The sequence below is a fragment of the Mycobacterium sp. G7A2 genome (genome assembly GCF_041902445.1).
Taxonomy (GTDB): domain Bacteria; phylum Actinomycetota; class Actinomycetes; order Mycobacteriales; family Mycobacteriaceae; genus Mycobacterium.
Window position 1 is genome coordinate 2,561,997 of the sequence record NZ_CP169251.1, and the last position, 24,889, is coordinate 2,586,885.

24 protein-coding genes are annotated in these 24,889 nt (G+C 66.1%); 16 read left to right on the forward strand and 8 right to left on the reverse strand.

Going from position 1 to position 24,889, the window contains the following annotated elements:
* The first annotated feature begins 13 nt into the window (after nt 1-13).
* Nucleotides 14-4,051, forward strand: a complete 4,038-nt coding sequence (locus ACEWX3_RS12330) for a molybdopterin-dependent oxidoreductase (protein ID WP_374159538.1) — start codon at nt 14-16, stop codon at nt 4,049-4,051.
* 241 nt (nt 4,052-4,292) lie between these two features.
* On the opposite strand, the gene ACEWX3_RS12335 is transcribed toward ACEWX3_RS12330, so the two are convergent.
* From ACEWX3_RS12335 to ACEWX3_RS12345, 3 genes are read right to left on the reverse strand one after another with little or no spacing between them, the layout of a single operon-like run.
* The gene (locus tag ACEWX3_RS12335) at nt 4,293-4,871 is read right to left on the reverse strand and encodes a carboxymuconolactone decarboxylase family protein (RefSeq protein WP_014382408.1); all 579 of its coding nucleotides are present in this window, start codon (nt 4,869-4,871) and stop codon (nt 4,293-4,295) included.
* Nucleotides 4,872-4,906: 35 nt separating this feature from the next.
* The gene (locus ACEWX3_RS12340; protein ID WP_011560608.1) at nt 4,907-6,007 is read right to left on the reverse strand and encodes a zinc-binding dehydrogenase; all 1,101 of its coding nucleotides are present in this window, start codon (nt 6,005-6,007) and stop codon (nt 4,907-4,909) included.
* Complete coding sequence (locus ACEWX3_RS12345; protein ID WP_024445489.1) at nt 6,004-7,497, reverse strand: acetyl-CoA acetyltransferase; 1,494 nt, start codon at nt 7,495-7,497, stop codon at nt 6,004-6,006. The genes ACEWX3_RS12340 and ACEWX3_RS12345 overlap by 4 nt, the downstream gene beginning before the upstream one ends.
* A gap of 51 nt (nt 7,498-7,548) precedes the next feature.
* Between ACEWX3_RS12345 and ACEWX3_RS12350 the strand changes: the two genes are divergently transcribed.
* The 4 genes from ACEWX3_RS12350 to ACEWX3_RS12365 all read left to right on the forward strand — a co-directional run bounded on the left by ACEWX3_RS12350 (nt 7,549) and on the right by ACEWX3_RS12365 (nt 10,301).
* Nucleotides 7,549-8,235, forward strand: coding sequence for a TetR/AcrR family transcriptional regulator (locus tag ACEWX3_RS12350; protein ID WP_011560606.1), 687 nt, complete (start codon nt 7,549-7,551; stop codon nt 8,233-8,235).
* A 45-nt stretch (nt 8,236-8,280) separates the two neighbouring features.
* Complete coding sequence (locus ACEWX3_RS12355) at nt 8,281-8,718, forward strand: PaaI family thioesterase (RefSeq protein WP_011560605.1); 438 nt, start codon at nt 8,281-8,283, stop codon at nt 8,716-8,718.
* A complete protein-coding gene (locus ACEWX3_RS12360) occupies nt 8,718-9,629 on the forward strand; it encodes an alpha/beta fold hydrolase (protein ID WP_011560604.1) in 912 nt (303 codons plus the stop codon). The genes ACEWX3_RS12355 and ACEWX3_RS12360 overlap by 1 nt, the downstream gene beginning before the upstream one ends.
* A gap of 90 nt (nt 9,630-9,719) precedes the next feature.
* Complete coding sequence (locus ACEWX3_RS12365) at nt 9,720-10,301, forward strand: TetR/AcrR family transcriptional regulator (protein ID WP_005110548.1); 582 nt, start codon at nt 9,720-9,722, stop codon at nt 10,299-10,301.
* Between the two features lie 16 nt (nt 10,302-10,317).
* Here ACEWX3_RS12365 and ACEWX3_RS12370 read toward each other — a convergent pair whose 3' ends face one another.
* The 3 genes from ACEWX3_RS12370 to ACEWX3_RS12380 are packed head-to-tail and all read right to left on the reverse strand — an operon-like array spanning nt 10,318 to nt 13,253.
* On the reverse strand, nt 10,318-11,517 hold the full coding sequence (locus ACEWX3_RS12370) for an NAD(P)/FAD-dependent oxidoreductase (protein WP_011560602.1): 1,200 nt from the start codon (nt 11,515-11,517) through the stop codon (nt 10,318-10,320).
* Nucleotides 11,514-12,902, reverse strand: a complete 1,389-nt coding sequence (locus ACEWX3_RS12375; RefSeq protein WP_011560601.1) for a cytochrome P450 — start codon at nt 12,900-12,902, stop codon at nt 11,514-11,516. Before ACEWX3_RS12375 ends, ACEWX3_RS12370 begins: the two co-directional genes overlap by 4 nt.
* A gap of 30 nt (nt 12,903-12,932) precedes the next feature.
* Nucleotides 12,933-13,253, reverse strand: coding sequence for a 2Fe-2S iron-sulfur cluster-binding protein (locus tag ACEWX3_RS12380; RefSeq protein WP_011560600.1), 321 nt, complete (start codon nt 13,251-13,253; stop codon nt 12,933-12,935).
* Between the two features lie 114 nt (nt 13,254-13,367).
* Between ACEWX3_RS12380 and ACEWX3_RS12385 the strand changes: the two genes are divergently transcribed.
* From ACEWX3_RS12385 to ACEWX3_RS12435, 11 genes are all read left to right on the forward strand, one after another.
* Nucleotides 13,368-14,372: an AraC family transcriptional regulator gene (locus tag ACEWX3_RS12385; protein WP_011560599.1), complete on the forward strand. Its 1,005-nt coding sequence runs from the start codon at nt 13,368-13,370 to the stop codon at nt 14,370-14,372.
* Nucleotides 14,373-14,652: 280 nt separating this feature from the next.
* The gene (locus tag ACEWX3_RS12390; protein ID WP_011560598.1) at nt 14,653-15,819 is read left to right on the forward strand and encodes a thiolase family protein; all 1,167 of its coding nucleotides are present in this window, start codon (nt 14,653-14,655) and stop codon (nt 15,817-15,819) included.
* A complete protein-coding gene (locus ACEWX3_RS12395) occupies nt 15,816-16,253 on the forward strand; it encodes a Zn-ribbon domain-containing OB-fold protein (RefSeq protein WP_011560597.1) in 438 nt (145 codons plus the stop codon). Before ACEWX3_RS12390 ends, ACEWX3_RS12395 begins: the two co-directional genes overlap by 4 nt.
* Entirely contained in the window at nt 16,250-17,293 is a 1,044-nt protein-coding gene (locus tag ACEWX3_RS12400) for an LLM class flavin-dependent oxidoreductase (RefSeq protein WP_014382413.1), read from the forward strand. The genes ACEWX3_RS12395 and ACEWX3_RS12400 overlap by 4 nt, the downstream gene beginning before the upstream one ends.
* Nucleotides 17,286-17,744: a MaoC family dehydratase N-terminal domain-containing protein gene (locus tag ACEWX3_RS12405; RefSeq protein ID WP_011560595.1), complete on the forward strand. Its 459-nt coding sequence runs from the start codon at nt 17,286-17,288 to the stop codon at nt 17,742-17,744. Before ACEWX3_RS12400 ends, ACEWX3_RS12405 begins: the two co-directional genes overlap by 8 nt.
* Complete coding sequence (locus ACEWX3_RS12410; protein ID WP_011560594.1) at nt 17,741-18,166, forward strand: dihydroxy-acid dehydratase; 426 nt, start codon at nt 17,741-17,743, stop codon at nt 18,164-18,166. The genes ACEWX3_RS12405 and ACEWX3_RS12410 overlap by 4 nt, the downstream gene beginning before the upstream one ends.
* Nucleotides 18,167-18,198: 32 nt before the next feature.
* Nucleotides 18,199-18,690: a MaoC family dehydratase N-terminal domain-containing protein gene (locus tag ACEWX3_RS12415; RefSeq protein WP_017205330.1), complete on the forward strand. Its 492-nt coding sequence runs from the start codon at nt 18,199-18,201 to the stop codon at nt 18,688-18,690.
* A complete protein-coding gene (locus tag ACEWX3_RS12420) occupies nt 18,687-19,157 on the forward strand; it encodes a MaoC/PaaZ C-terminal domain-containing protein (protein WP_011560592.1) in 471 nt (156 codons plus the stop codon). The genes ACEWX3_RS12415 and ACEWX3_RS12420 overlap by 4 nt, the downstream gene beginning before the upstream one ends.
* Before the next feature lie 43 nt (nt 19,158-19,200).
* Nucleotides 19,201-19,968: an enoyl-CoA hydratase/isomerase family protein gene (locus ACEWX3_RS12425; RefSeq protein WP_011560591.1), complete on the forward strand. Its 768-nt coding sequence runs from the start codon at nt 19,201-19,203 to the stop codon at nt 19,966-19,968.
* A gap of 1 nt (nt 19,969) precedes the next feature.
* Nucleotides 19,970-20,782, forward strand: a complete 813-nt coding sequence (locus ACEWX3_RS12430; protein ID WP_011560590.1) for a TIGR03084 family metal-binding protein — start codon at nt 19,970-19,972, stop codon at nt 20,780-20,782.
* Nucleotides 20,779-22,503 carry an acyclic terpene utilization AtuA family protein gene (locus ACEWX3_RS12435; protein ID WP_011560589.1) on the forward strand — a complete coding sequence of 575 codons (1,725 nt, stop codon included), beginning with the start codon at nt 20,779-20,781 and terminating at the stop codon, nt 22,501-22,503. The genes ACEWX3_RS12430 and ACEWX3_RS12435 overlap by 4 nt, the downstream gene beginning before the upstream one ends.
* Here ACEWX3_RS12435 and ACEWX3_RS12440 read toward each other — a convergent pair.
* Entirely contained in the window at nt 22,500-23,093 is a 594-nt protein-coding gene (locus ACEWX3_RS12440; protein WP_011560588.1) for a TetR/AcrR family transcriptional regulator, read from the reverse strand. The two genes, ACEWX3_RS12435 and ACEWX3_RS12440, sit on opposite strands and share 4 nt — an antisense overlap.
* A 219-nt stretch (nt 23,094-23,312) precedes the next feature.
* The gene (locus ACEWX3_RS12445; protein ID WP_011560587.1) at nt 23,313-24,866 is read right to left on the reverse strand and encodes a long-chain fatty acid--CoA ligase; all 1,554 of its coding nucleotides are present in this window, start codon (nt 24,864-24,866) and stop codon (nt 23,313-23,315) included.
* Nucleotides 24,867-24,889: the final 23 nt, after the last annotated feature.

The window sequence follows — 24,889 nt, forward strand, 5'->3', positions numbered from 1 at the left end:
GTGCTAGGAGACCATGGCAGACCAAGTCGACTCATCGACACTGACCCGCACCGCGTGCTCGTACTGCGGGGTCGGGTGCGGTATCTCGGTCGAGACCCGCGCCGACCCCGCTTCGGGTGCTCCGGTGATCGCCCGGGTGAGCGGAGATCGCCTGCATCCCACGAATTTCGGGCGGCTGTGTACCAAAGGCGCCACCCATGCCGAGTTGATGGCCGCCACCGAGGGCAGGCTGACCACCGCGCTGGTACGGTCGGGCCGCGACGATGATGTGGTGAGCACGCCCGTCGACGACGCGCTCGCGCAGGCCGGCGCGCGGCTGCGCGCCATCGTCGACGAGCACGGCCCGGATGCGGTGGCCCTCTACGTGTCGGGCCAGATGTCCATCGAGGCACAGTATCTGGCGACCAAGCTGGCCAAGGGCTACCTGCGCACCATGCACATCGAATCCAACTCGCGGCTGTGCATGGCCAGCGCGGGCACCGGGTTCAAGCAGTCGCTGGGCTCCGACGGCCCACCCGGCTCCTACACCGACTTCGACTCCACGGACCTGTTCTTCGTGACCGGGTCGAACATGGCCGACTGTCATCCGATCCTGTACCTGCGCATGGTCGACCGGCTCAAGGCCGGCGCGCAGCTCATCGTCGTCGATCCGCGCCGCACCACCACGGCCGACAAGGCCGACCTGTTCCTGCAGATCCGGCCCGGCACGGACCTGGCGCTGCTCAACGGCCTGCTGCATCTGCTCGTGCAGAGCGGTGACATCGACACCGAGTTCATCGCCGAGCACACCGAAGGCTGGGAGGCCATGCCGGCGTTTCTCGCCGACTATCCGCCGCATCGGGTCGCCGAGATCACCGGCCTGGCCGAGGACGACATCCGCACTGCCGCAAGGATGATCGCCGAGGCGGGGGAGTGGATGAGCTGCTGGACGATGGGGCTGAACCAGAGCACCCACGGCACCTGGAACACCAACGCGATCTGCAACCTGCACCTGGCCACCGGAGCGATCTGCCGTCCCGGCAGCGGCCCCATGTCGTTGACCGGGCAACCCAACGCCATGGGTGGCCGGGAGATGGGTTACATGGGGCCGGGTCTGCCGGGGCAGCGGACGGTGCTGTCGGCCGACGACCGCGTCTTCGTCGAGCAGCAGTGGGACCTCGAGCCCGGCACGATCCGCACCGACGTCGGGCCGGGAACCGTGGAACTGTTCCGCCGGCTCGGTACCGGCGAGATCAAGGCGGTGTGGATCATCTGCACCAACCCCGTGGCCAGCGTCGCCAACCGGGCGTCGGTGATCGAGGGTCTGCGCGCCGCAGAGTTGGTGATCACCCAGGACGCGTACGCCGACACGGCGACCAACCGGTACGCCGACATCGCGCTGCCGGCGACGCTGTGGGCCGAATCCGATGCAGTGATGGTCAATTCCGACCGCAATCTGACCCTGCTGTCGCAATCGATCCCGCCGCCGGGGGATGCCCGCCCGGACTGGGAGTTGATCTGCGGGGTCGCCCACCAGCTCGGGTTCGGCGACGCGTTCAGCTACAAGACCAGCGAAGATGTCTTCGACGAGATCCGCCGGTTCCACAATCCGGCCACCGGCTACGACCTGCGCGGGGTCAGCTACCAGCGACTGCGGGAAACCCCGGTGCAGTGGCCTGCCCCGCCGGGGTGCGCCGACCGCAATCCACTGCGCTACCTCAACGACGGGGTTTCCCAGACCCTGCACACAGACGCCGACGGACGGAGTCCGCGGCTCGCCTTCGCAACGCCGTCGCGTCGGGCCGTGTTCCACGCCCGTCCGCACATGGACGCCGCCGAGCTACCTGACGACGAGTTCCCGATGGTCCTCAACACCGGCCGACTGCAGCACCAGTGGCACACCATGACCAAGACCGGCAAAGTCGCCAAGCTGAACAAGCTCAACAGTGCTCCGTCGATCGAGATCCATCCCGATGACGCCGCGGCGCTGGGCATCTGGGACGGACGTCAGGTCGAGGTGTCCTCCCGCCGCGGTCGGGCAGTGCTGCCGGCCGTCGTCACCGACAGGGTGCGCCCCGGCAACACGTGGGTGCCGTTCCACTGGAACGACGAGCAGGGCGACGCGCTGGCGGTCAACGCCGTCACCAACGACGCCGTCGACCCGGTGTCGCTGCAGCCCGAGTTCAAGGTGTGCGCGGTGCGGCTGACCCCCGTACCCGTCGAGTCGGCCCTGCCAGTCACCGCGGACGCTCCCGAGTTGACCGAGGACGAGAAGCTCTACCTGTCAGGCTTTCTGACCGGGCTGGACGGTGGCCTGCCCGGGGTTCCCGTGCTGCCCGGCGCCGCCCCGGTCAGCGCCCGGGTCCGGCTGTGGGCCGACGGCCTGCTGGCCGGCCGGTTCTCCCGGCTGCCGCGGACCGCTGACGACAGTGCGGCGGGGCTTGCGCCGACAGATGCTCCGCTGGTGCTGTGGGCGTCGCAGACCGGTAACGCCGAGGAGTTCGCCGGCACACTGGGTGGGCGGCTACCGGGCGCCCGGTTGCAGGCCATGGACGACACGCCGCTGTCCGAGCTCGCAGCTGCGAACCGGATCATCCTGGTCACCAGTACGTTCGGCGACGGCGGCCCCCCGGACAACGGCGCCGACTTCTGGGAGCGGCTCACGGCGCCGGAGGCGCCGTCGCTGGCCGGAGTGCAGTACACGGTGCTCGGCATCGGCGACCGGTCCTACGACAACTTCTGCGGCCACGCCAAGTCACTGGACACGCGCCTGGCGGACCTGGGCGCCACCAGGATGCTCGACCGCACCGACTGTGAGGCCTACGACCAACAGCAGATGACGCAATGGGCGGACTCGGTCGTCGATCTCGTGACCCCCTCGAACGATGCGCCGCCGCGCGTCGGAACCGAGGGAGCTTCCGAGACGGCCGCGCCGGCCGCAGATCCCGAGTCGACGCTGTTCACCCGGGCGAACCCGATCGACGCGCCGCTGTGCCGTAACACCCGGCTCACGCCGACCGGAGCCGCCAAGGACGTGCGGCAGTTCGGCTTCGACATCAGCGCCCACGACGTCAGCTACGCGGCCGGGGACTCACTGGGCGTCTACGCGACCAACTCGGACTTCGTCATCGAAAGCTGGCTCACCGCAACCGGGTTGCACGGTGACGAGGCGGTCGTCGTCGACGGCGCCGAGATGCCGATGCGCGAGGCGATCCGCCGCCACTTCGACGTGTGCAAGGTCACCACCGGCCTCGTCGGGTTCGTCGCCGAGCACGCTCCCCGCAACGCGACACTGAAGAGGCTGCACAGTGACCGTGACGAGTTGCAGGCGTGGCTGGGCAGGCGCAACGGACTTGACCTGGTGGGCGAGTTCGCGGTGCGTGCGGACCCGCAGGAGTGGGCCCATGTGCTGGTCCGGCTGACCCCGCGGCAGTATTCGATCTCGTCGAGCCCGCTGGTCAGTCCTCACGAGGTGCAGCTGACGGTGTCGGTGGTGCGTTACGTCGGCGCCGACGGCGGGCCGCGCGCCGGGGTGGCGTCGAGTCATCTGGCCGAGCTGCCCGACTGCGCCCCGGTGCCCGTGTTCCTGCAGCGGTCCCCGCACTTCCGTCCCCCGCAGGACCCGCAGACCCCGATGATCATGGTCGGGCCGGGCACCGGCATCGCCCCGTTCCGTGCGTTCCTGCAGGAACGGCGCGCGCTGGGCCACTCCGGACGCAACTGGCTGTTCTTCGGCGACCAGCACCGCGCCCAGAACTACTACTACCGCGACGATCTGACCGACATGGTCGACGACGGGCACCTGAACCGGCTGGATCTCGCGTTCTCGCGTGATCAGGCCGAGCGGGTGTACGTGCAGCACAAGATGCTCGACTACGGCGCCGATGTGTGGGACTGGCTGCAGGACGGCGCACATTTCTACGTCTGCGGCGACGCCACCCGAATGGCCAAGGACGTCGACCGCGCCCTGACAGCGATCATCCGGGACCATGGCGGCATGAGCGACGATGCGGCCCGGGACTACAAGCGCCAGCTGGTTGCGGACAAGCGCTACGTGCGCGACGTGTACTGACTCCGCGGCGGTCGGTAACGGACTCGAGCCCGTAGCCGTGGGTCTGGAAGCGATGATCAGCCCCAGCGTTCGAGCTGTGCGTCGACCGGCGTCGCAATGACCCGACCTCTGCCGTCCAGCTGCGCCGATGCGCTGTGGTGATGCGGTGTCCGAGGGGGGACTTGTCCGTCTACGACACGGGTCGTGGTCTGGCGATTGGGGCGCTGACCGCTTCGGTCAAGCACCGGTCCACGTTTTTCGCTCAATCGCAACCCTGAGGAGCTCGCCCATCGGGCGGCCAGCCGTCGGTACCGGACTCAAGCGGAATATTCAGAGATCGAAGCAGGATCGAAAAGAGCCGCCAATTGGCGATTGCTCCGACAAGTTCGACCAAAACGGCGTGATCGCTATTGAATGCCTTCTGGCACCCAGCCCAGTTTTCCTCGGAGATGACCCCGTCGCGTACCACATCATCGGTCGCTGCGAGGACCGCACGCTCGACTGGCCCGAGGCTTTCGGAATTCTGCCAGTCGCGCACCGCCAGGAGATCATGCTCAGGCACGCCGAGCAGTGTGGCGATTCGCCAATGTTGAGTCCATTCGTATTCGGAGCCAGTAATCCAGCCGATGCGCATGATGACCAGCTCGCGTAGCCGCGCGTCAAGGGAACCGCGGAAGAGTAACGCGTCTAGCAGCCCATACAGCGCAACCGCCACACGCGGCTGATGAAGTGCCACGCGGAATACCGACAGGTCTGCCAACTCTTCGGGCAACCCACATTCGGCAGCTCGCAGCTGGGCCTGCTCACGGTCGAGCATCGGTACGCGTTCCGCCATGGTCACGGGTGGCCCTCTCTGTTGAACCTCTGCCCACGCCGTTAGGGCGTGGGCAAAAAGACGTTGTGCAGCGCCCCACTTGATCGGGCACTTTCATCTGCAAGCGAAGTGAGCAGCTGCGCGAGCCCAGCGAATCCGGTTGATTCTCTGGTGATCCGGTCGAACGGCCAGCGGCCCAGGGCGAGAATCTCGAGGGCTGCCCGGTGGGCGGGATACTCCACGCCGAGTGCGCCTACGACGTGTAATTCTTTATAGACCAACAAGTCTGGTTCAAACCGGGGCGCGCCGCCTCCTCCACGGGTGCCGGCCACCACAATTGTGCCGCCGGGCCTGGCAAGGCCGACGGCATCGGCGAACGCGGAGGGTGCTTTAGCGGTGACGTCGACGACCACGTCGGCAAGCCGTCCGCCTGTCTCACGCTGGAGCGCGGTCACTGCATCGTCCTGCGATACATCGATGGGCAGGTCGACACCGAATGATCTGGCTATGGCCAGTCGTTGTTCGTCGCGTGGGCCTACGCCGGTCATCGCGACGAACGCGGCTCCCGCCTCTTTGGCCGCCACCGCCGCACAGATTCCGCGGATGCCGGGCCCCAGGATCGCTACGACGTCCCCGGCCTTGGTGTCGGGAAGAGTCGCCCCCCACTGGATACCGGCCCCGAGAGGGTTGAACAACGTGGCGAGAACGGGGTCCATGTCTTCGGCAATCGGGAGCAGCATCGCGTCCCACGGAAGCTCCACATGGGTGGCGTATCCGCCCCATAAGCCCGCGCCGACCTCCACGTCGACAAACCCGAACATGGTGGCGATGCCGTTCACCGCGCACCGCCGGTATTCGCCGCGGCGGCACTCGGGGCAGTCTCGGCAGGACCGGAACACCTCAACGGCCACGCGCTGGCCGGCTTGTACACCCCAGCGTTGGCCAGCCGCAGCGCCAACATGTTCGACGATGCCGACGATTTCGTGCCCTGGAACGAATGAGAAGCCGGCAGGCAGGTGTCCGGTGAATTGTTCGTGATCTGTTCCGCACAGACCGCATGCTTCAACTCGCAGGATCGCACCCCGGTCGCCGACGTCGGGGATGGTCATCTGGCGCCGCTGCAGACTCCGCGGTCCGGTCAGCACCATCGCCTCGGCGATCATGGAAGCTCGAACCCGGTGAACGACCCTGTGTTTCGGAGGCACACCGTTTTACCTACGTACATTTCCGCGCCCATCGCCTCGGCGATCTGCGGATCGTCGCTGCGTGCGACGACTCTTTGCCCGTCGGACAGGTGCGCGATGATCGGAGTCCATCGAGGTTGGCCGTCTCGGTCGTAGACGACGGTGTATCCGTCGACTGTCGCGCAACCGGTCGCCTCGTCGGCGCCTGCGACGGCCAGCCGCGATGAATCGATTTGAGCTTGTTCGACCGCCGTGTCGAGCAGTCGCCACCCGGCTGGTGGCGGGGTGGCCGACCACACACCGACCGAATGCTTCGTCGAATACCACCCGAGGCCGGTGACGAGTCCGGCATCGGTTGGGTCGCGTCGGCACCGTCGGACCATCTCCACGATCGAGTGGCTGACGTAATTGTTTCCGGGACCGCCGTGATAAGGCAGGCCTCCGGTTACTGTGAGGCCTCTGTCGTCGAGGGGGTCCAAGTCGAGAGCCTCGGCAGCCATCTCAATTGCCGACGGGAAGCAGGAGTAGAGGTCGAACCACCGGATGTCGTCGGTGGTCAACCGGCCCGCATCGAGAGCCTTCCGTGCCGCTACCTCGATACCCGATGAGCGGCTGAGGTCCGGCCGTTCCACGGGGAAGTACACGTCGTTGCAAGTCGCTGCTGACCAGGGAAAGACCCAACGATCGCGCGCGACGCCTAATTCGTCCGCCACCTCGGCCGCCATGAGAATGAAGGCGGCAGCCATGTCGACGGACATGATGCTGTTGAGCAGCTTGGGATAGGGCAAGCAGACCATGCGGTTTTCCGCGGTGACTTCGCTGAGTTCGGTGGCACTTCGTGCGCGTGGGAACCAGGCCTGTTCCGGATGGCGTGCCGCCTCGGCTGTGAACGGGGCCATCAGCGTGCCCAGCCACTCCCGTTGAGCATCGAAGTCGCGGCCGTGGCGCGCGGCGATCGCGGACTCGAAGATGGGATACACCTCGTGCGGCCAACTCAGACCCACCGACAATTCGGCTTGACTCAGCCCGGGGCGGGCGTCGCCCAGGGATTCGTCGTCGGAGCGGGGTGGGGGCGGCGAGTCGAGAAGTGCCCCGCCCTGAAGCTTGCGTGCGGAATGCCCGCTCTCCGCCCCGACGACCAGGACGACATCTGCACGGCCTTCGCCTATTTCGCCACCCAACACTTCGACGAGATACTGCGGGGTGTTTCCGCCGACGGGACAGCTGATGCGGCGGGCGGGACTGATGTGCATCGCTTCGGCGATCCTGCTGGCGGGATTGTCGCGCGGTATGACCAGGATGCCCGGAGTCGCGACGGTGTCGATGCGCCGCTCGACCGGGCGACTTGCGTCTTTGACCGCGCGGCGTGCGGCTTCTACCGCCAAGTCGATCGGGTCCACGAAGTCGTTCCCGCGATGGGTAACTTCGCCCACGCCGACGACAACCGGGGTACGCGCTTCTACCAACATCGGCATCGGCATCCGCTCAGGGCCACGGGGCTGACTTGAGACATAACTGCGATGGTGTCATGTGCGTGGGCAAGTCACAATGGTGTGCGCTCGCGGCATACTGGCTGTGTGTCGACGAGGTTGTTGAGATGGGGCGCCGCCGCGCCGACAGATCGTGGGTCCGCTCGCGACCGGTTGCTCGATGCTGCCGAGCGGTGCCTCGAGAGTTGCGGTGTGGTGGGCACGACCATGGAGGACATCGGCAGAACAGCGGGTGTGTCCAGGGCAACGGTGTATCGCTACTTCCCCAGTCGGGAGGCGGTGATGTCGGGTGTCATCATTCGCGCCGCCGAGCGCTATCTCGACCGCATCAGCCCGCGGATCGCGGCGCACGCCGACCTGGGCTCCGCGCTCGTCGATTTCGTGGAATACACGGTTGAGGCCGCGCGCCGCGAAGAGATCATCGGATTGTTGTTCGGCAGCGACGAGGAACTCGCCGGCGTGGGTCTCGCGGCGGGGACCTCGACGTCCCTCTTCGAAATCGTCACCGAATTTCTGCGTCCCATCTTCACGAGACACTGGAGTTGCGTGGAACCGGGCGTCTCCGTCGACGACGCCGCCGAGTGGGTTGTCCGCACGATATTGAGCCTGCTGACTGTTCGAGGGCCGCGGGAGCGCAGTCGTGACGGACTCCGGGCGTTTCTGTCGAGGTTTCTCCTTCCGGCGATCCTGGCGGGTGACCACGCTCGACCGATGTGACATCTATGGCGTAATGTCTCGACGGCAGATGAGGTAGGAGGGCCTGTGCAATTCACCACGTTCAACGAACAGGTCGCTGAGCAACTAAAGAGCGCAGCAGAAACCACGGGCGGGTTGGCCGGTTACCTCGGCTTCCGTCACACCGAATTCACTGCGGGACGGCTCGTCGCGGAGATGGACGCACGCGACGACCTGAAGACGCCTTTCGGGAACCTGCATGGGGGCTGCTTATCGGCCATGGTCGACCACTGCCTCGGAGTGGTGTTTTATCCCGTGATTCCACTGGGATCTTGGGTCGCGACAACGGAGTTCAAACTGAATCTGCTTCGTCCGGTCTCTAGCGGCACCTGTGTAGCCACAGCCGAGATCATCTCGCTGGGCAGAACCAGCGGTGTGGCGCGTATCGACATCTGCAACGACGGCAGAGCGGTGTGTGCGGCCCAGGGAACCGTCACCGTCGTCGCACCGAAGACGAGCTCCTGATGTCGGCAAAGAGAACAGGCGATTCGTCGGCTCCTGTGGTCGAGCGCGTGCCCACGGCGGACGGGCTGACGCTGGCGGTCGACCTCTACCGCTGTGATGCGCCGCGGGCGGTCGTGTTGCTCCTTCACGGCGGAGGTCAAAGCCGACACGCCTGGGACGTCACCGCCCAACGCCTGCACCAGCGGGGCTACACGGTGGCCGCGTACGACACCAGGGGACACGGGGACAGCGACTGGGACCCCGACGGACGCTACGACGGGGACCGGCTTGGATCCGACCTATTGGCCGTGCGCTCATACGCCGATTCCGGCCGCCCCGTCGCCGCGATCGGCGCCTCTCTGGGCGGCTTGACCATTCTCGGAACACACTTGCTCGCCCCGCCGGACCTATGGCAGGCCGTCGTCCTGGTTGACGTCACTCCGCGAATGGAGATGGAAGGCGCCCGACGAGTCGTAGCGTTCATGTCGGCACACCCCGAAGGTTTCGACAGCCTAGAGTCGGCCGCTGACGTGATCGCCGCCTACAACCCGCACCGCCCTCGCCCCGAAAACCTCGACGGCCTCCGAAAAGTCCTCGCCCGTCGCGAAGACGGTCGCTGGGCCTGGCGATGGGATCCAGCTTTCGTGACGTCGAATTTCCAGTTCCTGCAGGGTGATCCAGACGAAGGCGCTAAAGACTTCGACATGATGAGCGCGTTCCTTCTTGATGGTGCGAGGCAGGTGTCCGCGCCAACGCTGCTGGTCCGGGGCCTACTATCTGACATGGTCTCCGAAGAGACAGTAAAGCATTTCCTGACCGTCGTTCCGCACGCGCAAACCGTTGACGTATCGGGCGCGGGACACATGATTGCCGGCGACAACAACGACGCATTCTCGACGGCGGTCGTCGAATTCCTCGACAGGACCACATGAACCCTGCTGTCGGTTGACTGCCCATGTAGGGCTGGCGCCTATCCTGCTCCTATGCCAACTGAACCAGCGCGGGTGTCTTTCCGCCGGCATGTGCGCGAAAAGGTTTTGAGGGCGACACGAGAACTCGCCATCGAGAAGGGCTGGGATCAGGTCCGGATGAGCGAGGTTGCCGAATCGGTCGGCGTCTCCCGCCCGACGTTGTACAAAGAGTTCGGCGACAAACAGGGGCTCGGCGACGCGCTTGTGGTGTCGGAGGGCCAGCGCTTTATGGAAGGCATTCTTGCCGTCCTTGCCGAACACGTGGGCGACGTGCGGGGCGGCATCACCGCAGCGGTGCAATTCACCCTCTGTGAAGCAGAAGACAGCCCGCTCCTCAAGGCAGTTCTGACGTCCAACCCTTCGGGGAATGATCGCGGTGGCTCGTCGTCTACTGGAGTCCTACCTCTTCTGCCGACGTCGGCTTCCCTGCTTCAGCTCTGCTCCGCGGCTCTGATCACGTGGTTTAACGACCACTTCGACGATCTCGATCCCGAAGACGTTGAGGAGGTCGCAGATGTTCTGGTGCGACTGACAGTGAGTCATGTTGTACTCCCAGCCGCGGACATCGCCACCACCGGTGAGCGGATCTCCCGCGTAGCACTCAGGTACCTGGGAGTTGTCCACAGTTTGTAACTAGCAAGCTCTCGTGTCAGATCGAGCCGGCGAGGAGCTCTGAGCGGTCAACTCGGAGCTGCTGGCTGATGGCCCGCTTACTGAACATGAAATCGCGAGGACGGTTGACGCAGTCGGCGGCGATGAGTTCACGATCGCGGAAGTAGAAGCAGCTGAAGTCACGGTCACGCGACGGGTCGCCGCTGAAGACCACTTCGTCGTATCCGGTGTTGAGACCGGCGATCTGGAGTTTGAGATCGTACTGGTCGGACCAGAACCACGGAAGCGCAGCGATTGCGCTGTGTTTTCCGCAGATTGTCGCCGCAGCGATCTTGGCCTGCTCGCCGGCGCTCGATACGGATTCCAAACGAATACGCGAGCCGTATCGAGCCATGGTGTGGCTGGTGCAGTCGCCGGCGGCCACGATGTCGGGGTCGCTGGTGCGGGCCTGGTCGTCGATCACGATGCCGTTGTCGACGGATAATCCTGCGGCCGAGGCGAGCTCGGTGTTCGGCACCACACCGACGCCGACGATGACCAAGTCGGCGGGGATCGGTTCGCCGCCTGCCAGCACGACCTCCTGCACTCTGCCGTTGCCGGAGAAGGCTTCGACGAGAGCGTGTGTTCGGATCTCCACTCCCTCGCCGTTGTGGATTCGGGTGTAAAACGCGGAAACCTCCGGCGCGGTGACCCGTTCGAGTACACGCTCGGTTGCCTCGAGGACGGTGACGTTCATGCCGAGCGAACACAGCGAGGCCGCCGTTTCCAACCCGATGTAACCGCCGCCCACGATCACAACCCTCCGACCCGGTGTAGCGGCGGCACGGATCAACTCGACGTCTGCAGCGGTACGCAGGTAGTGAATTCCGGGAAGATCCACCCCTGGTGTGGGGAGTCGTCTGGCCCTTGCGCCGGTGCACAACGCGAGCTTGGTGTACGTCAGCGTGTCGCCGGTGCTCAGAGACACACGCTTGGCACTCCGGTGGATCGCCTCCACGGTCGCATTCAAGAGTCGAATGTGCTGCTTTTCGTAGAAATCAGCGCCGCGAATCAGGAGGTCGTCGAGGCCGTTCTTGCCGGCCAGGTATCCCTTCGACAACGGAGGCCGGTGGTAGGGCAGTCCCCCCTCGTCGCCGATGAGCACGACCTCCCCAGACCACCCCTCCCTTCGAAGATTAGCTGCCAACTGCGCGCCGGCGTGGCTCGCGCCGACGATCACCGCTCGTTCGGGAGTCACGCACTTGGCCTGGGAGTGAGGCGAACCATCAGCTTGCTGATACCCCTGACGAAATTCGATTGCACATACTCGGGTTCGCCGACCACCTCGATGTTCTCAAAGCGAGGGAGCAATTCCTCCCACAGGATTCGAAGCTGCAACTCAGCAAGTCGGTTTCCCATGCACCTGTGCACGCCGAACCCGAACGAGATGTGATTGCGGGCGTTGCTCCTATCGATGATCAACTCATCGGCCCGCTCGAAGACACGCTCATCGCGGTTACCAGAGGCGTACCACATCACGACCTTGTCGCCCTTGCGGATGAATTGCCCGTTCAACATGATGTCTTTTTTCGCGACTCGGCGCATGTACGCCAACGGGGTCTGCCAGCGAATGATCTCGGATACCATGTTGGGAATCAGGTCAGGGTTCGCCTTCAACTTCTCGAACTGATCGGGGAACTGGTTCAAGGCGAGAACCCCTCCGCTCATCGAGTTGCGAGTCGTGTCGTTTCCCCCGACGATCAGCAGTACCAAATTGCCGAGGAATTCCATCGGGCGGTCGATGAGATCCTTAGTGTCCTCGTTGGCCTGCAGCATCGTGATCAGATCGAAGCCCGGTCGCTCCCCGTTGGCGGTACGGGCCGCCTTGTCATGCCAGAGAGCGCTGAGACCCTTCGCCATGTCGACCATGCCACGAAACACTCTGTCGTTGTCGGAAGGACCACCATTGGCTTGCTCCATGGAGGTGGCGAGGTCCGACCATTCCACGAGCTTGTGCCGCTGCTCGTACGGGAAGTCCAGCAGGGTCGCGAGCATGCGCGCTGTCAGTTCGATGGAGACGTGGTGCACCCAATTGAACGGCTGATCCACCGGTAGATCGTCCAGCACTTCCTGGACACGCGAGCGGATCAGCCCCTCCATCTCGCGCAGGTTCTTCGGCGCGACAACCCCTTGGACGGAAGCGCGCTGCAAGTCGTGTTGTGGCGGATCCATCGCGATGAACATGGCGATGTCCATGAAGCGGGGCGGTCTCCCGATGATGATGAACGGCTCTGCGGAGAAAGCCTCGTGGTTCTTGTCGACGGCGATGATGTCCGCGTGGCGGGTCACCGACCAGAACGGGCCGAACGCACTGTGAGCCTGGTAGTGCACCGGCGCCTCGTTGCGCACGCGTTCGAAGTAGGACTTCCAGCGGCCTTGGCGGTAGAGGAACGGGTTGCTGAGATCGATGTCGGCGATATCAACGTCCTCGACCGGAGGAATGGGCGTCTCGGTGAAGATCTTCTTACCATTGGTTCCGGTTACCCACCGGCGTGTCTTGTCGTAGAGGTGTGCGCCGCGGATTTGCAGCTCCAGAGGCACGGCAGACTGGGCTTTGGCGGCCACTGCCGCGGGAATACTCATTATTGTTTCCTCCAAATCCATGACGTTGTTTCAGAGCTGGAACTCAGGTAGCTCGACCGTCAAGCCATCCCATGCCTCGGAGGCGGACATCTGGCAAGACAGCCTCGACGTCCGCTGACGCTCGGGGTTCATCGCGAGCATCTCCTCTTCGTTGGCGCCGCAGAGTCCCACCGTGTCCGACCACTCGGGAGCGACGATCACGTGGCACGTTCCGCATGCGGCTTCCCCTCCACAATCGCCGTCGATGCCGGGCACCGCGTTGTTGACCGCAACCTGCATCAAGGACTGCCCTTCGGCCAAGGGGGCTTCGTACTTCTCGCCGTCGTGAGAGACGAAGGTGACGACTGCCATGATTAACTCTCCTCAATTTGGAACTCCTCTATTTAGCGTTGTCGCGCGTGACCAGCGTCGCTAGGCTCGCAGGAGTCAAAAAGTTGTGTTTTTAGCTCACGCGCAGGGAGGCACGTGAAACTCGACGACTCGGGTATGCCAGCGCTGGCTTTCCTGCAGATGCTGGACAGTGAGGCGCTGGGGCATGACGCCAGCATTGCGCTCCGCAGCATCATGGTTCGCGAGCACGTTACCGAGTCGATGTTGGTGGGTCGCGACGCGCAGGTCCCCTTACGGTGGTTCAGGGAGATATATTCCGATTTCGATTGTGATCAGGGAACCCGTCTGGGTTTCGCGTTCGCTGAACACGCCAAACTGACGTCCTTTGGGGCACTCAGTGTTCCCTTGGTCAGCGCGGGCTCGGTAGCCGAGGTTGTCGAGTTGCTTGCTTATCTGCCGGTGATCACCACAGCCCTCAGCCCGACGTTCCATTCGACGGAACGCGGCCTCACGATCGGGCTCACCGGTCGCACCGGTGACGCGGGCCTGAACTGCCTGGCCGTCACCTACGGTGGGCTGGCGCTGTTGCGTCTGCTCGACATGCTCGCGGGTGCCGTACCGAATATTGAACTGCATTTAAGTCATTCAGCGCCGGAGTCGTGGGTTCTTCATGACGAAGTGTTGGCGGGTCGGATCTTCTTCGACGCCCCCAGCTCGTTCGTCCACGTTCCCGCGGCTTCGCTCGAGGAGGTCTGTCGATTCTCCGATCCTGTGGCGTACCGGATTGCCGTCACCGATTTGCAGCGAACTCTCGATCAACGACGTGACACGTCGGTCTCCGAAAAAGTAAGGGACCTGCTCGAAAAAGATCCCGGAAAAACGAACATCAGCCGGACGGCGGGCGAGCTTTCGATATCCCCGAGCACGTTGAAGCGGCGCCTCCGCGAAGAGGGGACCACCTTTCGCGAATTGCGTCAGTCGTTCTTGCGGGAGCGAGCAATTCTGCGACTTCTCGACAGATCGTTGTCTGTAAGCGAGATCGCGGCAGAACTCGGGTACGCGGAGCTCACGAACTTCACACATGCCTTCAAACGGTGGACCGGTCGTTCACCGCGCCACTTCAGAAAAACGCGCGACTGAGGGCTATAGATCCGCCCCGGCGTGTGCCGGGCGACCATCGGAACCAGCGGGCTTCACGATCGGCCTCATCTGTCACCTGGACATCGTCGAGAAACGACACGATCGGCGCGGGTTTCGGTCATCGCAGCACCCTCTTGGGAAGAGGCGCAAGGACATTCCAGAGAATCCATACCGCGCTAGCGGCGGGTGCGGGCGGGGGTGACGCGGACCTCTAGGCACGCTATGCTAACCGTCGTTCACGTCGGGACCGGCGTTGGACGCGTGGTCGAGAGGAGTCCGGATGCCACACGACCAGCCGGCCATCATCGGTGCCGCCGAACTCGCTCCAGGGAGAAACGTTCCGTACACCTCCACTGAATTGCATGTGCGCGCCGCGGTCGCGGCTCTCGCCGACGCAGGGGTGGTCCCAGACGAGGTCGACGGTCTGGTGTGCGCCGGGCCGATGACGAACGAGGGTTCGATCTTCCTGTCCGAGGACCTCATGGACTATCTCGGGCTGCACAATCTGAAACTTCAGATGACCTGTCAGCTTGGCGGCGGGACCCATCTCGCCATGACGCGCATGGCGAGTAACGTCATCGCCCGGGGCGAGGCCGAGACGGTGCTGGTCGTGTCGGCGGGCAAGTTTCCACCGATCCGCGATGGCGGGCGCGAACTGATGGCGCTGGTGTGTGACCACGCGTTCGAGATGCCCTATGGACCGTCCGTGCCGGCGCTCTACGGTTTGATCGCGCAGGCCTGGATGCACGAGACGGGACAGGGCAAGGCGGACATCGCCGAGGTCACCGTGTCGCAGGACCGTTGGGCCGCACTGAACCCCGCGGCTATCGCGCACGGCGCTCAACGCCTGACTGTGGAGGACGTGCTGGCGTCCCGGCCGATCGCCGGGCCGTTCCACTTCTACCACTGCTCGATTCCCTGCGAGGGCGGTGGCGCGCTGGTGCTGGGCTCGGCCCGCCGGGCTCGCGCGGGCAAGCACCGGCCGGTGCATTTGCTGGGCTTTGGAGAGGGTCACACCCACGGTTTTCTGACCTCGCTGGCCCGGCCGGGTCGTACCGGGGCCGCCCGTTCGGGTCCGATGGCCTTTGAGCGCTCCGGACGGGCGCCGGCCGACGTCGACATCGCTTTGCTCTACGACGCCTTCGCCTCCAACCCGGCGATGATCCTTGAGGAGGCGGGTTTCGTGAAGCCCGGTGGGGCAGGCGATTTCTACCGTGACGGCTGCGCCGATCCGGGGGGCGACCTTCCGGTGAACACCGACGGCGGCCTAATCCGGTTCGGGCACACCGGGACCTCCTCTGGCATTTCGCAGATCCTTGAGGGTTACTGGCAGTTGTCCGGTCGCGCCGAGGGCCGTCAGGTGCCCGGGGCGGATACCGCGTTCGTGCACAGCTACGGCTCGATGCTGTGCAGTCACGTCAGCATGGTGATGGAGGGAGCGTCATGACCGCAGCTTCGAGTTCTCTCGACGGTCTGCACGATCCTGAGGCGCTGCCGCCGCTGACCGATGTCAACCGTCCCTACTTCGCAGCAGCGGCCCGCGGTGTACTCGTCTTCCAGCGGTGCGCGAACGACCACCCTTTCCTCTACCCGCGGCTGGTGTGTCCCGTCTGCCATGACGGTGAGTTGGCCTGGGAGACCGCGGCGGGTACTGGTGAGATCGTCAGTTTCGCGCCGGTGTACCGCCCCCCGTGGGACTCGTTCCCGCGCAGCGAGCCGTACGTCGTCGTGCTCGTTCGTCTGGACGAGGGGCCGCAGTTGTTGGCCAGTCTCGAGGGCGTGGCCCCAGATGAAGTTGCGATCGGGGCGAGAGTGCGCGCAGTGTTCGAGCGGGTGAACGAGGACCTTGGGCTGGTCCGATTCAGGCTGGCGGCGTCGTGACCACGTACGGGGTCTCGGTGCTCGGCGCGGACTTGGCCACCCTTGTCGAGACCGCCGAGGCTACCGACCTCGCCGGCTTCGACGCCGCCTGGGCCTCGGAGTTCTACTCGCGCTCCGGCTCGATCTCGATGGCCGCGATGGCCGCGCGCACAAAGCGCTGCCGCATCGGGTCGTCGATCCTGTATGGCGTCGGGCGCAGCCCGCTCGTGCTCGCCACCGAGGCGCGTGACCTCGACGAGCTTTCAGGCGGGCGCGTCGTACTCGGGCTCGGCAACGGTACACGCCGCATGATGAGCGACTGGCACGGCGTGGAGGACACCTCCGCTCCCGCTCTGCGCATGGAGGAGCTGGTCCCGCTCGTGCGTCGGATCTGGAACCTGCACGAGGGCCCCGTGCGCCATGAGGGGCGCTTCTACCGGATGAATCTCGTCCCAACCGGCGACGTCGCGCCGCCGAAGCGAGCGATCCCGATCATCACCGCGGGCGTGCGTCCGCGGATGTGCGAGGTGGCAGGGCGCGTAGCCGACGGGTTGGCTGGTCATCCGCTGTTCACCACGACTTACGTCGAGGAGGTCGCCCGCCCAGCCGTCGTGCGCGGTGCGGAGCGGGCCGGACGCGATCCCGCCGACATTGAGATCGTCTCGATGGTCATCTGCGCGGTGCACGACGACCCACAGATCGCACGTCGTGAGGCCGCGCAGCAGATCGCGTTCTACTCCTCGGTGAAGACCTACGAGCACGTGCTCGACGTCAGCGGTTTCGCCAGGCAGGCAGCGGCCATCCGCGACGCGTTCGCACGGCGTGACCTGCCGGCCATGTTCGCCGCGGTCACCGACGACATGATCGACGCGATGGCGGTGGCCGGCACCGCCGCCGAGGTCCGAGAAGGGCTGCGCCGCTACGAGGGCGTGCTGGACCACATCGTTCTCTACTCACCCTCGATTGGTCTCGCGCCCGAGCGCATCGCCGAGAACCTCGGCAGCCTCATTCGCGATTGTGCGCCGGCCTTCGCCGGCGGGAAAGGTGACCAGAGTGGCTGACGCATCGCTCATCGGGACGCAACTCGGGAGGACCACGTTTCCCGTCGACCGGTCCAAAGTGCGCGAGTTCGCACTTTCGCTCGGCGACCGCGACCCGATCTACCAGGACGTCGCGGCCGCCCGCGCCGCCGGCTTCGGCGCGATCCCCGCTCCTCCGACCTTCGTCGTCTCCTCGGCTCACTGGCGCGCCGACGACGACATGTTCGGCGCCCTCGGGCTCGACCTGCGACGCGTACTGCACGGTGAGTGCGGCTGGGAGTATTTCGCGCCGGTGTTCGTCGGCGACGAGCTCACCGAGACTCGTCGGGTGTCGAACGTGACCAGCCGCGAGGGGAAGCGCGGCGGCATCATGACAATCGTGACGATCGAGACCGACTTCACCAACCAGCGCGACGAACTCGTCGTGCGCCAGACCGACGTCTTGATCGAAACCGGAGGCTCCACCCAATGACGACATCCCCCGCGCCGGTGGCGTTGGCCATCGGCGACGAGATGCCGACCTCACAGTTCGGCCCGCTGACGCGCTCGCACATCGTTCGCTACGCCGGCTCCGGCGGCGACTTCAACCCGATCCACCACGACGAAGAGTTCGCCCGCGCGGCCGGCATGCCCGGTGTGTTCGGCATGGGACTGCTGCACGGCGGTGTGCTCGCGCAGCGGCTGACCGCCTGGGTGGGGCTGGCCAACATCCGCTCGTTCCGCATCCGGTTCACCGGTCAGGTATGGCCCGGTGACCTGCTCAGCTTCGGCGGCAGGGTCACCGGCGTGCGCGAGGCCGGAGGGCAGCAGGTGGCAGACCTCGAACTCGTGGTCACGCGCCAGACCGGCGAACCCGCGATAAAGGGGAGCGCCGTCGTGCAGGTGACCCGGTGAGCGCGCCAACGAGCGACGTCACCGGCCTCGGGATGACGTTCGGGACCTTCGACGAAGGCCGGGCGTGGGTCGGTCATCGCTCCGAACCGCGGCATGCGTGGTTCCCGATCGACCGCTCGATGGTGTTGTACTACTGCTCGCTCGTCGAGGACGCGAACCCCCGTTACTGGGAGGGTGAGGACTGCCCGCCCGGGCTGCTGATGAGCCTCGGCTTCGCGCCGCAGTGGGTGCCCGGGTACCTAGCGCGTGCCGACATGATGTTCGCGCTCAGCGTCCCGTTGCCGGGCCACCACATCATCAACGCCTCGACGACGACGGAGTTCGAACGCCGGCCCCGGGTAGGCGATCACGTGTCGATCGTGGAGGAGATCGCCTCGATCTCCGAGCCCAAGACGACGCGGGTGGGCACCGGTGTGTTCATCACCACGGTGAGCACCTTCTCCGACCAGCACGGTGAGGTCATCGGCCGCAACACCAACGTGCTCTTCCGATACGACACCGCCGATAGTGAAGGCGCATCATGAACGACTCCACCGAGCGCAGCATGGTCCGCGTCCCCGTGCGGTTCGAGGACATCGCCGTCGGCGACACCCTGACGCCCGTCTCGATCGAGATCAGCTACAAGCGCATCTGCATGAACGCGGCTTCGACATGGGACTGGTTCCCCGGTCACCACGACCCCGACTACGCGCGCAGCCAGGGCCAGCGCACGATCTACCTGTCAACCCTCTTCTTCCATGGCTTCATCGACCGCGGCCTCAACGAATGGGCCGGACCCGACGCGCTCATCCGGCGCCGCAGAATCTCAATGATCCGGTCGATCTATCCGGGCCAGACCGCAACCCTGAGCGGCAAGGTCGTGGCCAAACGCGACGATGGCGGACGGCGCCTCGTCGACCTCGAGTTGCTCGTCTCGAGCGAAGATGGTCCGTGCGTGCCGAGTGAAGCCACCGTTGAGCTGGCCGACCCGTTTGTCGAGGTGCCGGGGTGAGCTGCCACTCACATGCGAGGCGACGGTGAGGGACGGAGGCTCGGTGGCCGAGCAACCGGTTCGCTACGAGGTCGTCGACAGCGTGGCCTGGCTGACGATCAACCGGCCCGAGGCGCGCAACGCGCTGAACAACGCTGTGCGCACGGGGCTTTTCGACGCGGTACGCCGCTTCAATGACGACGACGCGGCGAAGGTGCTCGTCCTCACCGGCGTGGGCGATAAGGCGTTCTGCGCCGGCGGGGACTTGAAGGAGATGGCGCAGAACGCGCTCAAGGTGCCCCCGAAGGACTTCGCTCCGCAGTTCGGCCGCAACATCGATGTCGCGAAGCCGACGATCGCGGCCGTCAACGGTGTCGCGTTCGCCGGGGGCTTCCTGCTCGCGCAGCAGTGCGACCTGGTCGTGGCTGCCGAACACGCGACCTTCGCCGTCAGCGAGGTCAAAGTCGGCCGCGGGTCGCCGTGGGCGGCACCGCTATCGTGGCTGGTGCCCCCACGCGTTGCCATGCAGATCCTGCTGACCGGCGACCCGATCACCGCCGAGCGCGCCCACCAGGTCGGCTTAGTCAATGAGGTGGTGCCGGCCGATCAGTTGCGCGAGCGTACCCGGCAGTTGGCGCTCAGCATCGCCGCGAACGCACCGCTATCGGTGCTTGCGTCCAAGCGCACCGTGTACCTCTCGGCACAGCACCACCTCGCCGCCGCCTACGACCTGGCCGACGAGATATGGGAGCCGGTCTATCTGAGCGACGACGCGCAGGAAGGCCCGACGGCGTTCCGCGAGAAGCGCGCACCACAGTGGAAGGGACGCTGACATGGCGGTGACCATGCAGTCGGTAATCGCCGACATCGAAGCCGAAACGGCCGCGTTGCGCGAACTCATCGCACCGCTGCCCGAAGGTCCGCGCGGCTGGGACGCGCCGACTCCGGCCGTGGGCTGGGCGATCCGCGACCAGATCAGCCATCTGGCGTTCTTCGACGACGTGGCGGTGCGCTCGGCCACCGACCCCGACGGTTTCAGCAGCGACTACCTGCCGATGATGGCCGACGGAAGCATCTCACCCGACGTCATCGCTGAGCGCTACCGTCAAATGCCGGCTGCCGACCTGCTCGCGTGGTTCGACACGTCGCGTGCAGCCCTCGTTGCGGCGTTCGCGGACATTGCCCCGGCGACCCGCCTGCCGTGGTTCGGGCCGACGATGAGCGCGGTCTCGTCGCTGACAGCGCGACTCATGGAGACCTGGGCGCACGGCCAGGACATCGTCGACGCGCTCGGCGCGACCCGCGAGGCCACGGCACGGCTGCGGCACGTGGCCCACATCGGGGTGGGTGCGCGCGCTTTCAGCTACCTGGCCAACGGTCTGGACCTCCCCGCGGACCCGGTACGCGTCGAGCTGACCGCTCCGGACGGCAGCGTCTGGACGTGGGGGCCAGCCGACGCCGCCAACCGCGTGAGCGGGCCGGCGCTGGACTTTTGCCTGTTGGTGACCCAACGCCGCCACCGCGACGACACCGCTTTGGTCGCCGACGGACCGCTGGCCGACCAGTGGCTCGCGATCGCCCAGGCCTTCGCGGGGCCCCCTGGCGGCGGGCGCGTGGCGGGCCAGTTCGCAGGGGGTCAGCGGTGAGCGTCCCGGTCCGCATCGGCAACTGCTCCGGCTTTTACGGCGACCGCATCGCCGCAGCCCGCGAGATGGTCGAGGGCGGACCGATCGACGTCCTGTGCGGTGACTATCTGGCCGAGCTGACCATGCTCATCCTGGCCAAGGCCCAGGCCAAAGACCCGTCCGGCGGGTACGCGCGGACTTTCCTCACCCAAATGGAACAGGTGCTGGGCACCTGTCTCGATCGTGGCATCAAGGTCGTCGCGAACGCGGGCGGGCTGAATCCCGCCGGCTTGGCCGCCGCGTTGCGCGAGCTGTCCGCACGTCTCGGCCTCACCGCGCGCGTCGCGCACGTCGAGGGCGACGACCTACGTGGCGACCTCCACGCAATCACGCCGCCCGTCGGCGACATCAAACCGGTGTCGGCCAACGCCTACCTCGGCGCCTGGGGCATCACCGAGGCGCTGCATTCGGGCGCCGACGTCGTCGTGACCGGCCGGGTCACCGACGCATCCCTCGTGGTCGGTCCCGCGGCCTGGTGGCACGCCTGGGCACGCGCCGACTGGGATCGGCTCGCGGGTGCGGTCGTCGCCGGGCACGTGATCGAGTGCGGCCCTCAGGCGACGGGCGGCAACTACGCGTTCCTCGACGAGATCACCGACCGCCGCTACCCGGGGTTTCCGATCGCCGAGGTCGCCGAGGACGGCTCTTCGGTGATCACGAAGCATCCCGGCACCGGGGGACTGGTCTCAGTCGGCACGGTCACCGCCCAGCTGCTCTACGAGATCGCTGAACCTGCCTACCTCGGCCCCGACGTCGTCGCCCACTTCGACACCATTCGCCTGGCTCAACAGGGTGAGCACCGTGTCGCGATCAGCGGTACGAAAGGCAGTCCGCCGCCGGACACGTTGAAGGTGGCGCTGAACGAGGTGGGCGGCTTCCGCAACACGATGACCATGGTGCTCACCGGCCTCGACATCGAGGCCAAGGCGGCCTTCGCCGAACAGCAGCTCTTCGACGTTCTCGGCGGACGCGACGCCTTCGACGAAGTCGACGTGCGACTGTTGCGTTTCGACGTCTCCGATGCGCCGACGAACGAGCAAGCCTGCGCGCACCTGCGTGTGACGGTGAAGGACGCCGACCCGCGAAAGGTGGGCCGAGCCTTCTCCGGCGGGGTCATGGAGATCGCCCTGGCTGGTTTCGCCGGCTTCCACACCACCACGCCACCGTCCTCGGAGACCGCGTTCGGCGTCTACCGGCCGGCCTACGTTCCGCGCTCGGCCCTCACGCACGTGCTCGTCGACGCCGACGGCAATCGGCACGTGATCCCTGACCCGCCGACCGGTGCGGTCCCGCCGGCTGGGATCGCCCCGCCCGCGAAGCTGCCGGCGCCATCCGGGCCGACGCGGCTCGCGCCGCTCGGGTCGGTACTCGGTGCGCGGTCCGGAGATAAGGGCGGCAACGCCAACCTCGGACTGTGGGCACGCGACGACCCCGGTTACGCGTGGGCGCGCGAGTACCTGAGCGTCGAGCGGCTGCGCACACTGCTCGGGCCGGAGACGGCGCACCTGCGCATCGAGCGCTTCGAACTGCCGAACCTGCGCGCGCTCAACGTGGTGGTGCACGGCTTGCTCGGTGACGGGGTGGCCTCCTCGACCCGGCCGGACGCGCAGGCCAAGGGGCTCGGGGAGTACGTGCGATCCCGAGTGGTGGACGTTCCCGAATCGCTGCTCGACACACACTAAATCCGGTGCGGGGCGCCGTCTACCTGCTGTGTAACCGCGCGGCTGAACAGCGCCGCAACGGCCGCGGCGGCCAGCATCGCCTCAATCGTCGCGTCGTCCAGCGACGCCGGCATGTACGCGGACGCGTTGAGCAATGACAGCACGGCGGCGACCAGGCCCTGTGCGCGCTCACGGTCCAGATCGCCCCGTGCTCGTACGAGCGCGTCGACCCAGAAGGACTCGTACCTGTGCTGTCGGCGTCGCAGGGCACGGGTCGCCAGCGGCGACAGCGAGCGGTGCTCGCGGGCGTAGACGGCCAACAGGCCGCGTCGTCGCGCGCCGAAGGCCGCGTGTAGGTCGACAAGGGCGTGCAGGACCTCCGTCGGTGTGCCGGCGTTGGTGGCGCGCCGGGCGCCGGCCAGCAGCTCAGTCATGGCGGCGTCGCATAACTCGCGCAGGATCGCGTCCTTGTTCTGAAAGTGCCGGTAGACGGCCGGCCCGCTCACCCCTGCTGCGGCACCGATGTCGTCGATGCCCACGGCGTGAAAGCCTTGCCGCGCGAACAGGTCGGCGGCGGCCTCGAGGAGCAGTTTGCGGCGCAAACCGGCCACTTTCAGGCCTCCTGTCGATTTGTGGTTACGTTGTTCGCCGTCCGATCCGCTGGGCCGGGCTGGGATCCTACCGGCGCTGGGGTTGCCTGCGTCGGCACCCGCCGCACCAAATCAAGGGAGGTGAACGAAACCGCTAGCCCCCGCCGATGCTGTCGCATCCTCTTCTCAGTTCATGATTTAGGGGCCCTGCTTCGAACCCGCGATGTGCAGCGGCACGACTCAGCGCAAAACGACTCCGCCCTCGATGCCCGTGAACTGCGCGCGCAGCTCGGTCTTGAGCAGCTTGCCGGTGGCATTGCGCGGCAGTTCGGCGACGAAGTGCACGTCACGCGGACACTTGAAGTGTGCCAGCCGCTCCCGGCACCACGCTACGATCTCCTCGGCGCTCGGCGCCTGTGTCGCCGGGTCGGCGACCACGACCGCGACGACGCGTTCGCCCCACTTCGCGTCCTTACCGCCGATCACGGCGGCGTCGAACACCGCCGGGTGGCGGAAGAGAACCTGCTCGACCTCGATCGGGTAGACGTTCTCGCCGCCGGAGATGATCATGTCCTTCTTGCGGTCGACGAGGGTGATGAAGCCCTCGGCGTCCATGCGCCCGAGGTCGCCCGTGTGGAACCAGCCCCCGCGTAACGCCTCGGCGCTCGCCTCGGCCTTCATCCAGTAGCCGGTGAACACATTCGGGCCGCGCACGATCAGTTCGCCCACGGTGTCGGTCGCGACGTCGCGGTCGTCGTCGTCGACGATGCGGGCGTCGACATGCATTGCGACGCGGCCGATCGACCCGGCCCGCGTGCTGACGTTCTCGGCGTCGAGGACGGTCACCAAGGGAGCGGTCTCGGTCATGCCGAAGCCCTCGGTGAAGGGCACGCCTCGCTCGCGCATGAAGTCGATGACCGTGAGGGGGACGGGCGACCCGCCGCCCATGGCGAAACGCAGCGCAGACAGGTTGAAGGAGTCGAAGTCGGGCACCTGTGTGAGTGCGGTCCACATGGCCGGCACCATGAACTGGACCGTGACGTGGTGGTCGGCCATCGCCTGTAACGTCGCTCGCGGCTCGAAGGACGGCATGATCACGCTGGTGCCGCCGACGTACAACAGCGGCAGGGTGTGTACTCCCAGCCCGCCGATGTGGAACATCGGCGCCACCGCGACGGTGACGTCCTCGCCCCGCAGGCCGATGTCGGTGCCGAGGACGTTGATCGCGTTCCATAGCAGGTTGTCGTGGGTGAGGATCGCGCCCTTGGGTCGGCCCGTCGTCCCCGACGTGTACATGATGAACGCGGGGTCGCGGCCGTCGACGTCACCGTTGAGCGGTTCGGGCGCGGCGCCCGAGACGACGTCTTCGTAGCCGAGCTCGCCCGGCGCCGGCACCCCACCGGCGCGCACGACATGGCGCACGCGGACTCCGGACTCGGTGACGGCGCTCCTGGCCTGCGCGGCGAACGGCTCGTGGAAGACCAGAACATCGGCGCCTGAGTCGGCCAGGATGTAGCCGATCTCGGGTCCGGCAAGGCGCACGTTGAGCGGAACTGCAAGTGCGCCGATTTTGGCGCAGCCCAGCAGCACCTCGATGAACTCGGTCGAATTGACCAGCAGCATCGCGACCCGATCGCCCTTGCGCACGCCGAGGGCGATGAGTGCGGCGGCGACCTGGTTGGTGCGCCGATCGAGGTCGGCGTAGGTGATGTGCGCGCCGTTGCTGATCAACGCGGTGCGCCCGCCGTTGAGGAAGGCGCGCCGGCTCACCCACTGACCGATGCCGAGTTGCATTCGATTCCCTTTCATTCCGCGGC

Excerpts from the sequence above, each read along its gene's own strand:
- ACEWX3_RS12330 (WP_374159538.1), top strand. The coding sequence starts at position 14 with ATGGCAGACCAAGTCGACTCATCGACACTGACCCGCACCGCGTGCTCG.
- ACEWX3_RS12340 (WP_011560608.1), bottom strand. The coding sequence starts at position 6,007 with ATGATCGCCGAGGCGATGGTGCTGACCGGACCGCGGAGTCTGCAGCGG.
- ACEWX3_RS12345 (WP_024445489.1), bottom strand. The coding sequence starts at position 7,497 with ATGTTGGTAGAAGCGCGTACCCCGGTTGTCGTCGGCGTGGGCGAAGTT.
- ACEWX3_RS12350 (WP_011560606.1), top strand. The coding sequence starts at position 7,549 with ATGGTGTCATGTGCGTGGGCAAGTCACAATGGTGTGCGCTCGCGGCAT.
- ACEWX3_RS12360 (WP_011560604.1), top strand. The coding sequence starts at position 8,718 with ATGTCGGCAAAGAGAACAGGCGATTCGTCGGCTCCTGTGGTCGAGCGC.
- ACEWX3_RS12375 (WP_011560601.1), bottom strand. The coding sequence starts at position 12,902 with ATGAGTATTCCCGCGGCAGTGGCCGCCAAAGCCCAGTCTGCCGTGCCT.
- ACEWX3_RS12380 (WP_011560600.1), bottom strand. The coding sequence starts at position 13,253 with ATGGCAGTCGTCACCTTCGTCTCTCACGACGGCGAGAAGTACGAAGCC.
- ACEWX3_RS12390 (WP_011560598.1), top strand. The coding sequence starts at position 14,653 with ATGCCACACGACCAGCCGGCCATCATCGGTGCCGCCGAACTCGCTCCA.
- ACEWX3_RS12395 (WP_011560597.1), top strand. The coding sequence starts at position 15,816 with ATGACCGCAGCTTCGAGTTCTCTCGACGGTCTGCACGATCCTGAGGCG.
- ACEWX3_RS12410 (WP_011560594.1), top strand. The coding sequence starts at position 17,741 with ATGACGACATCCCCCGCGCCGGTGGCGTTGGCCATCGGCGACGAGATG.
- ACEWX3_RS12415 (WP_017205330.1), top strand. The coding sequence starts at position 18,199 with ATGACGTTCGGGACCTTCGACGAAGGCCGGGCGTGGGTCGGTCATCGC.
- ACEWX3_RS12420 (WP_011560592.1), top strand. The coding sequence starts at position 18,687 with ATGAACGACTCCACCGAGCGCAGCATGGTCCGCGTCCCCGTGCGGTTC.
- ACEWX3_RS12430 (WP_011560590.1), top strand. The coding sequence starts at position 19,970 with ATGGCGGTGACCATGCAGTCGGTAATCGCCGACATCGAAGCCGAAACG.
- ACEWX3_RS12445 (WP_011560587.1), bottom strand. The coding sequence starts at position 24,866 with ATGCAACTCGGCATCGGTCAGTGGGTGAGCCGGCGCGCCTTCCTCAAC.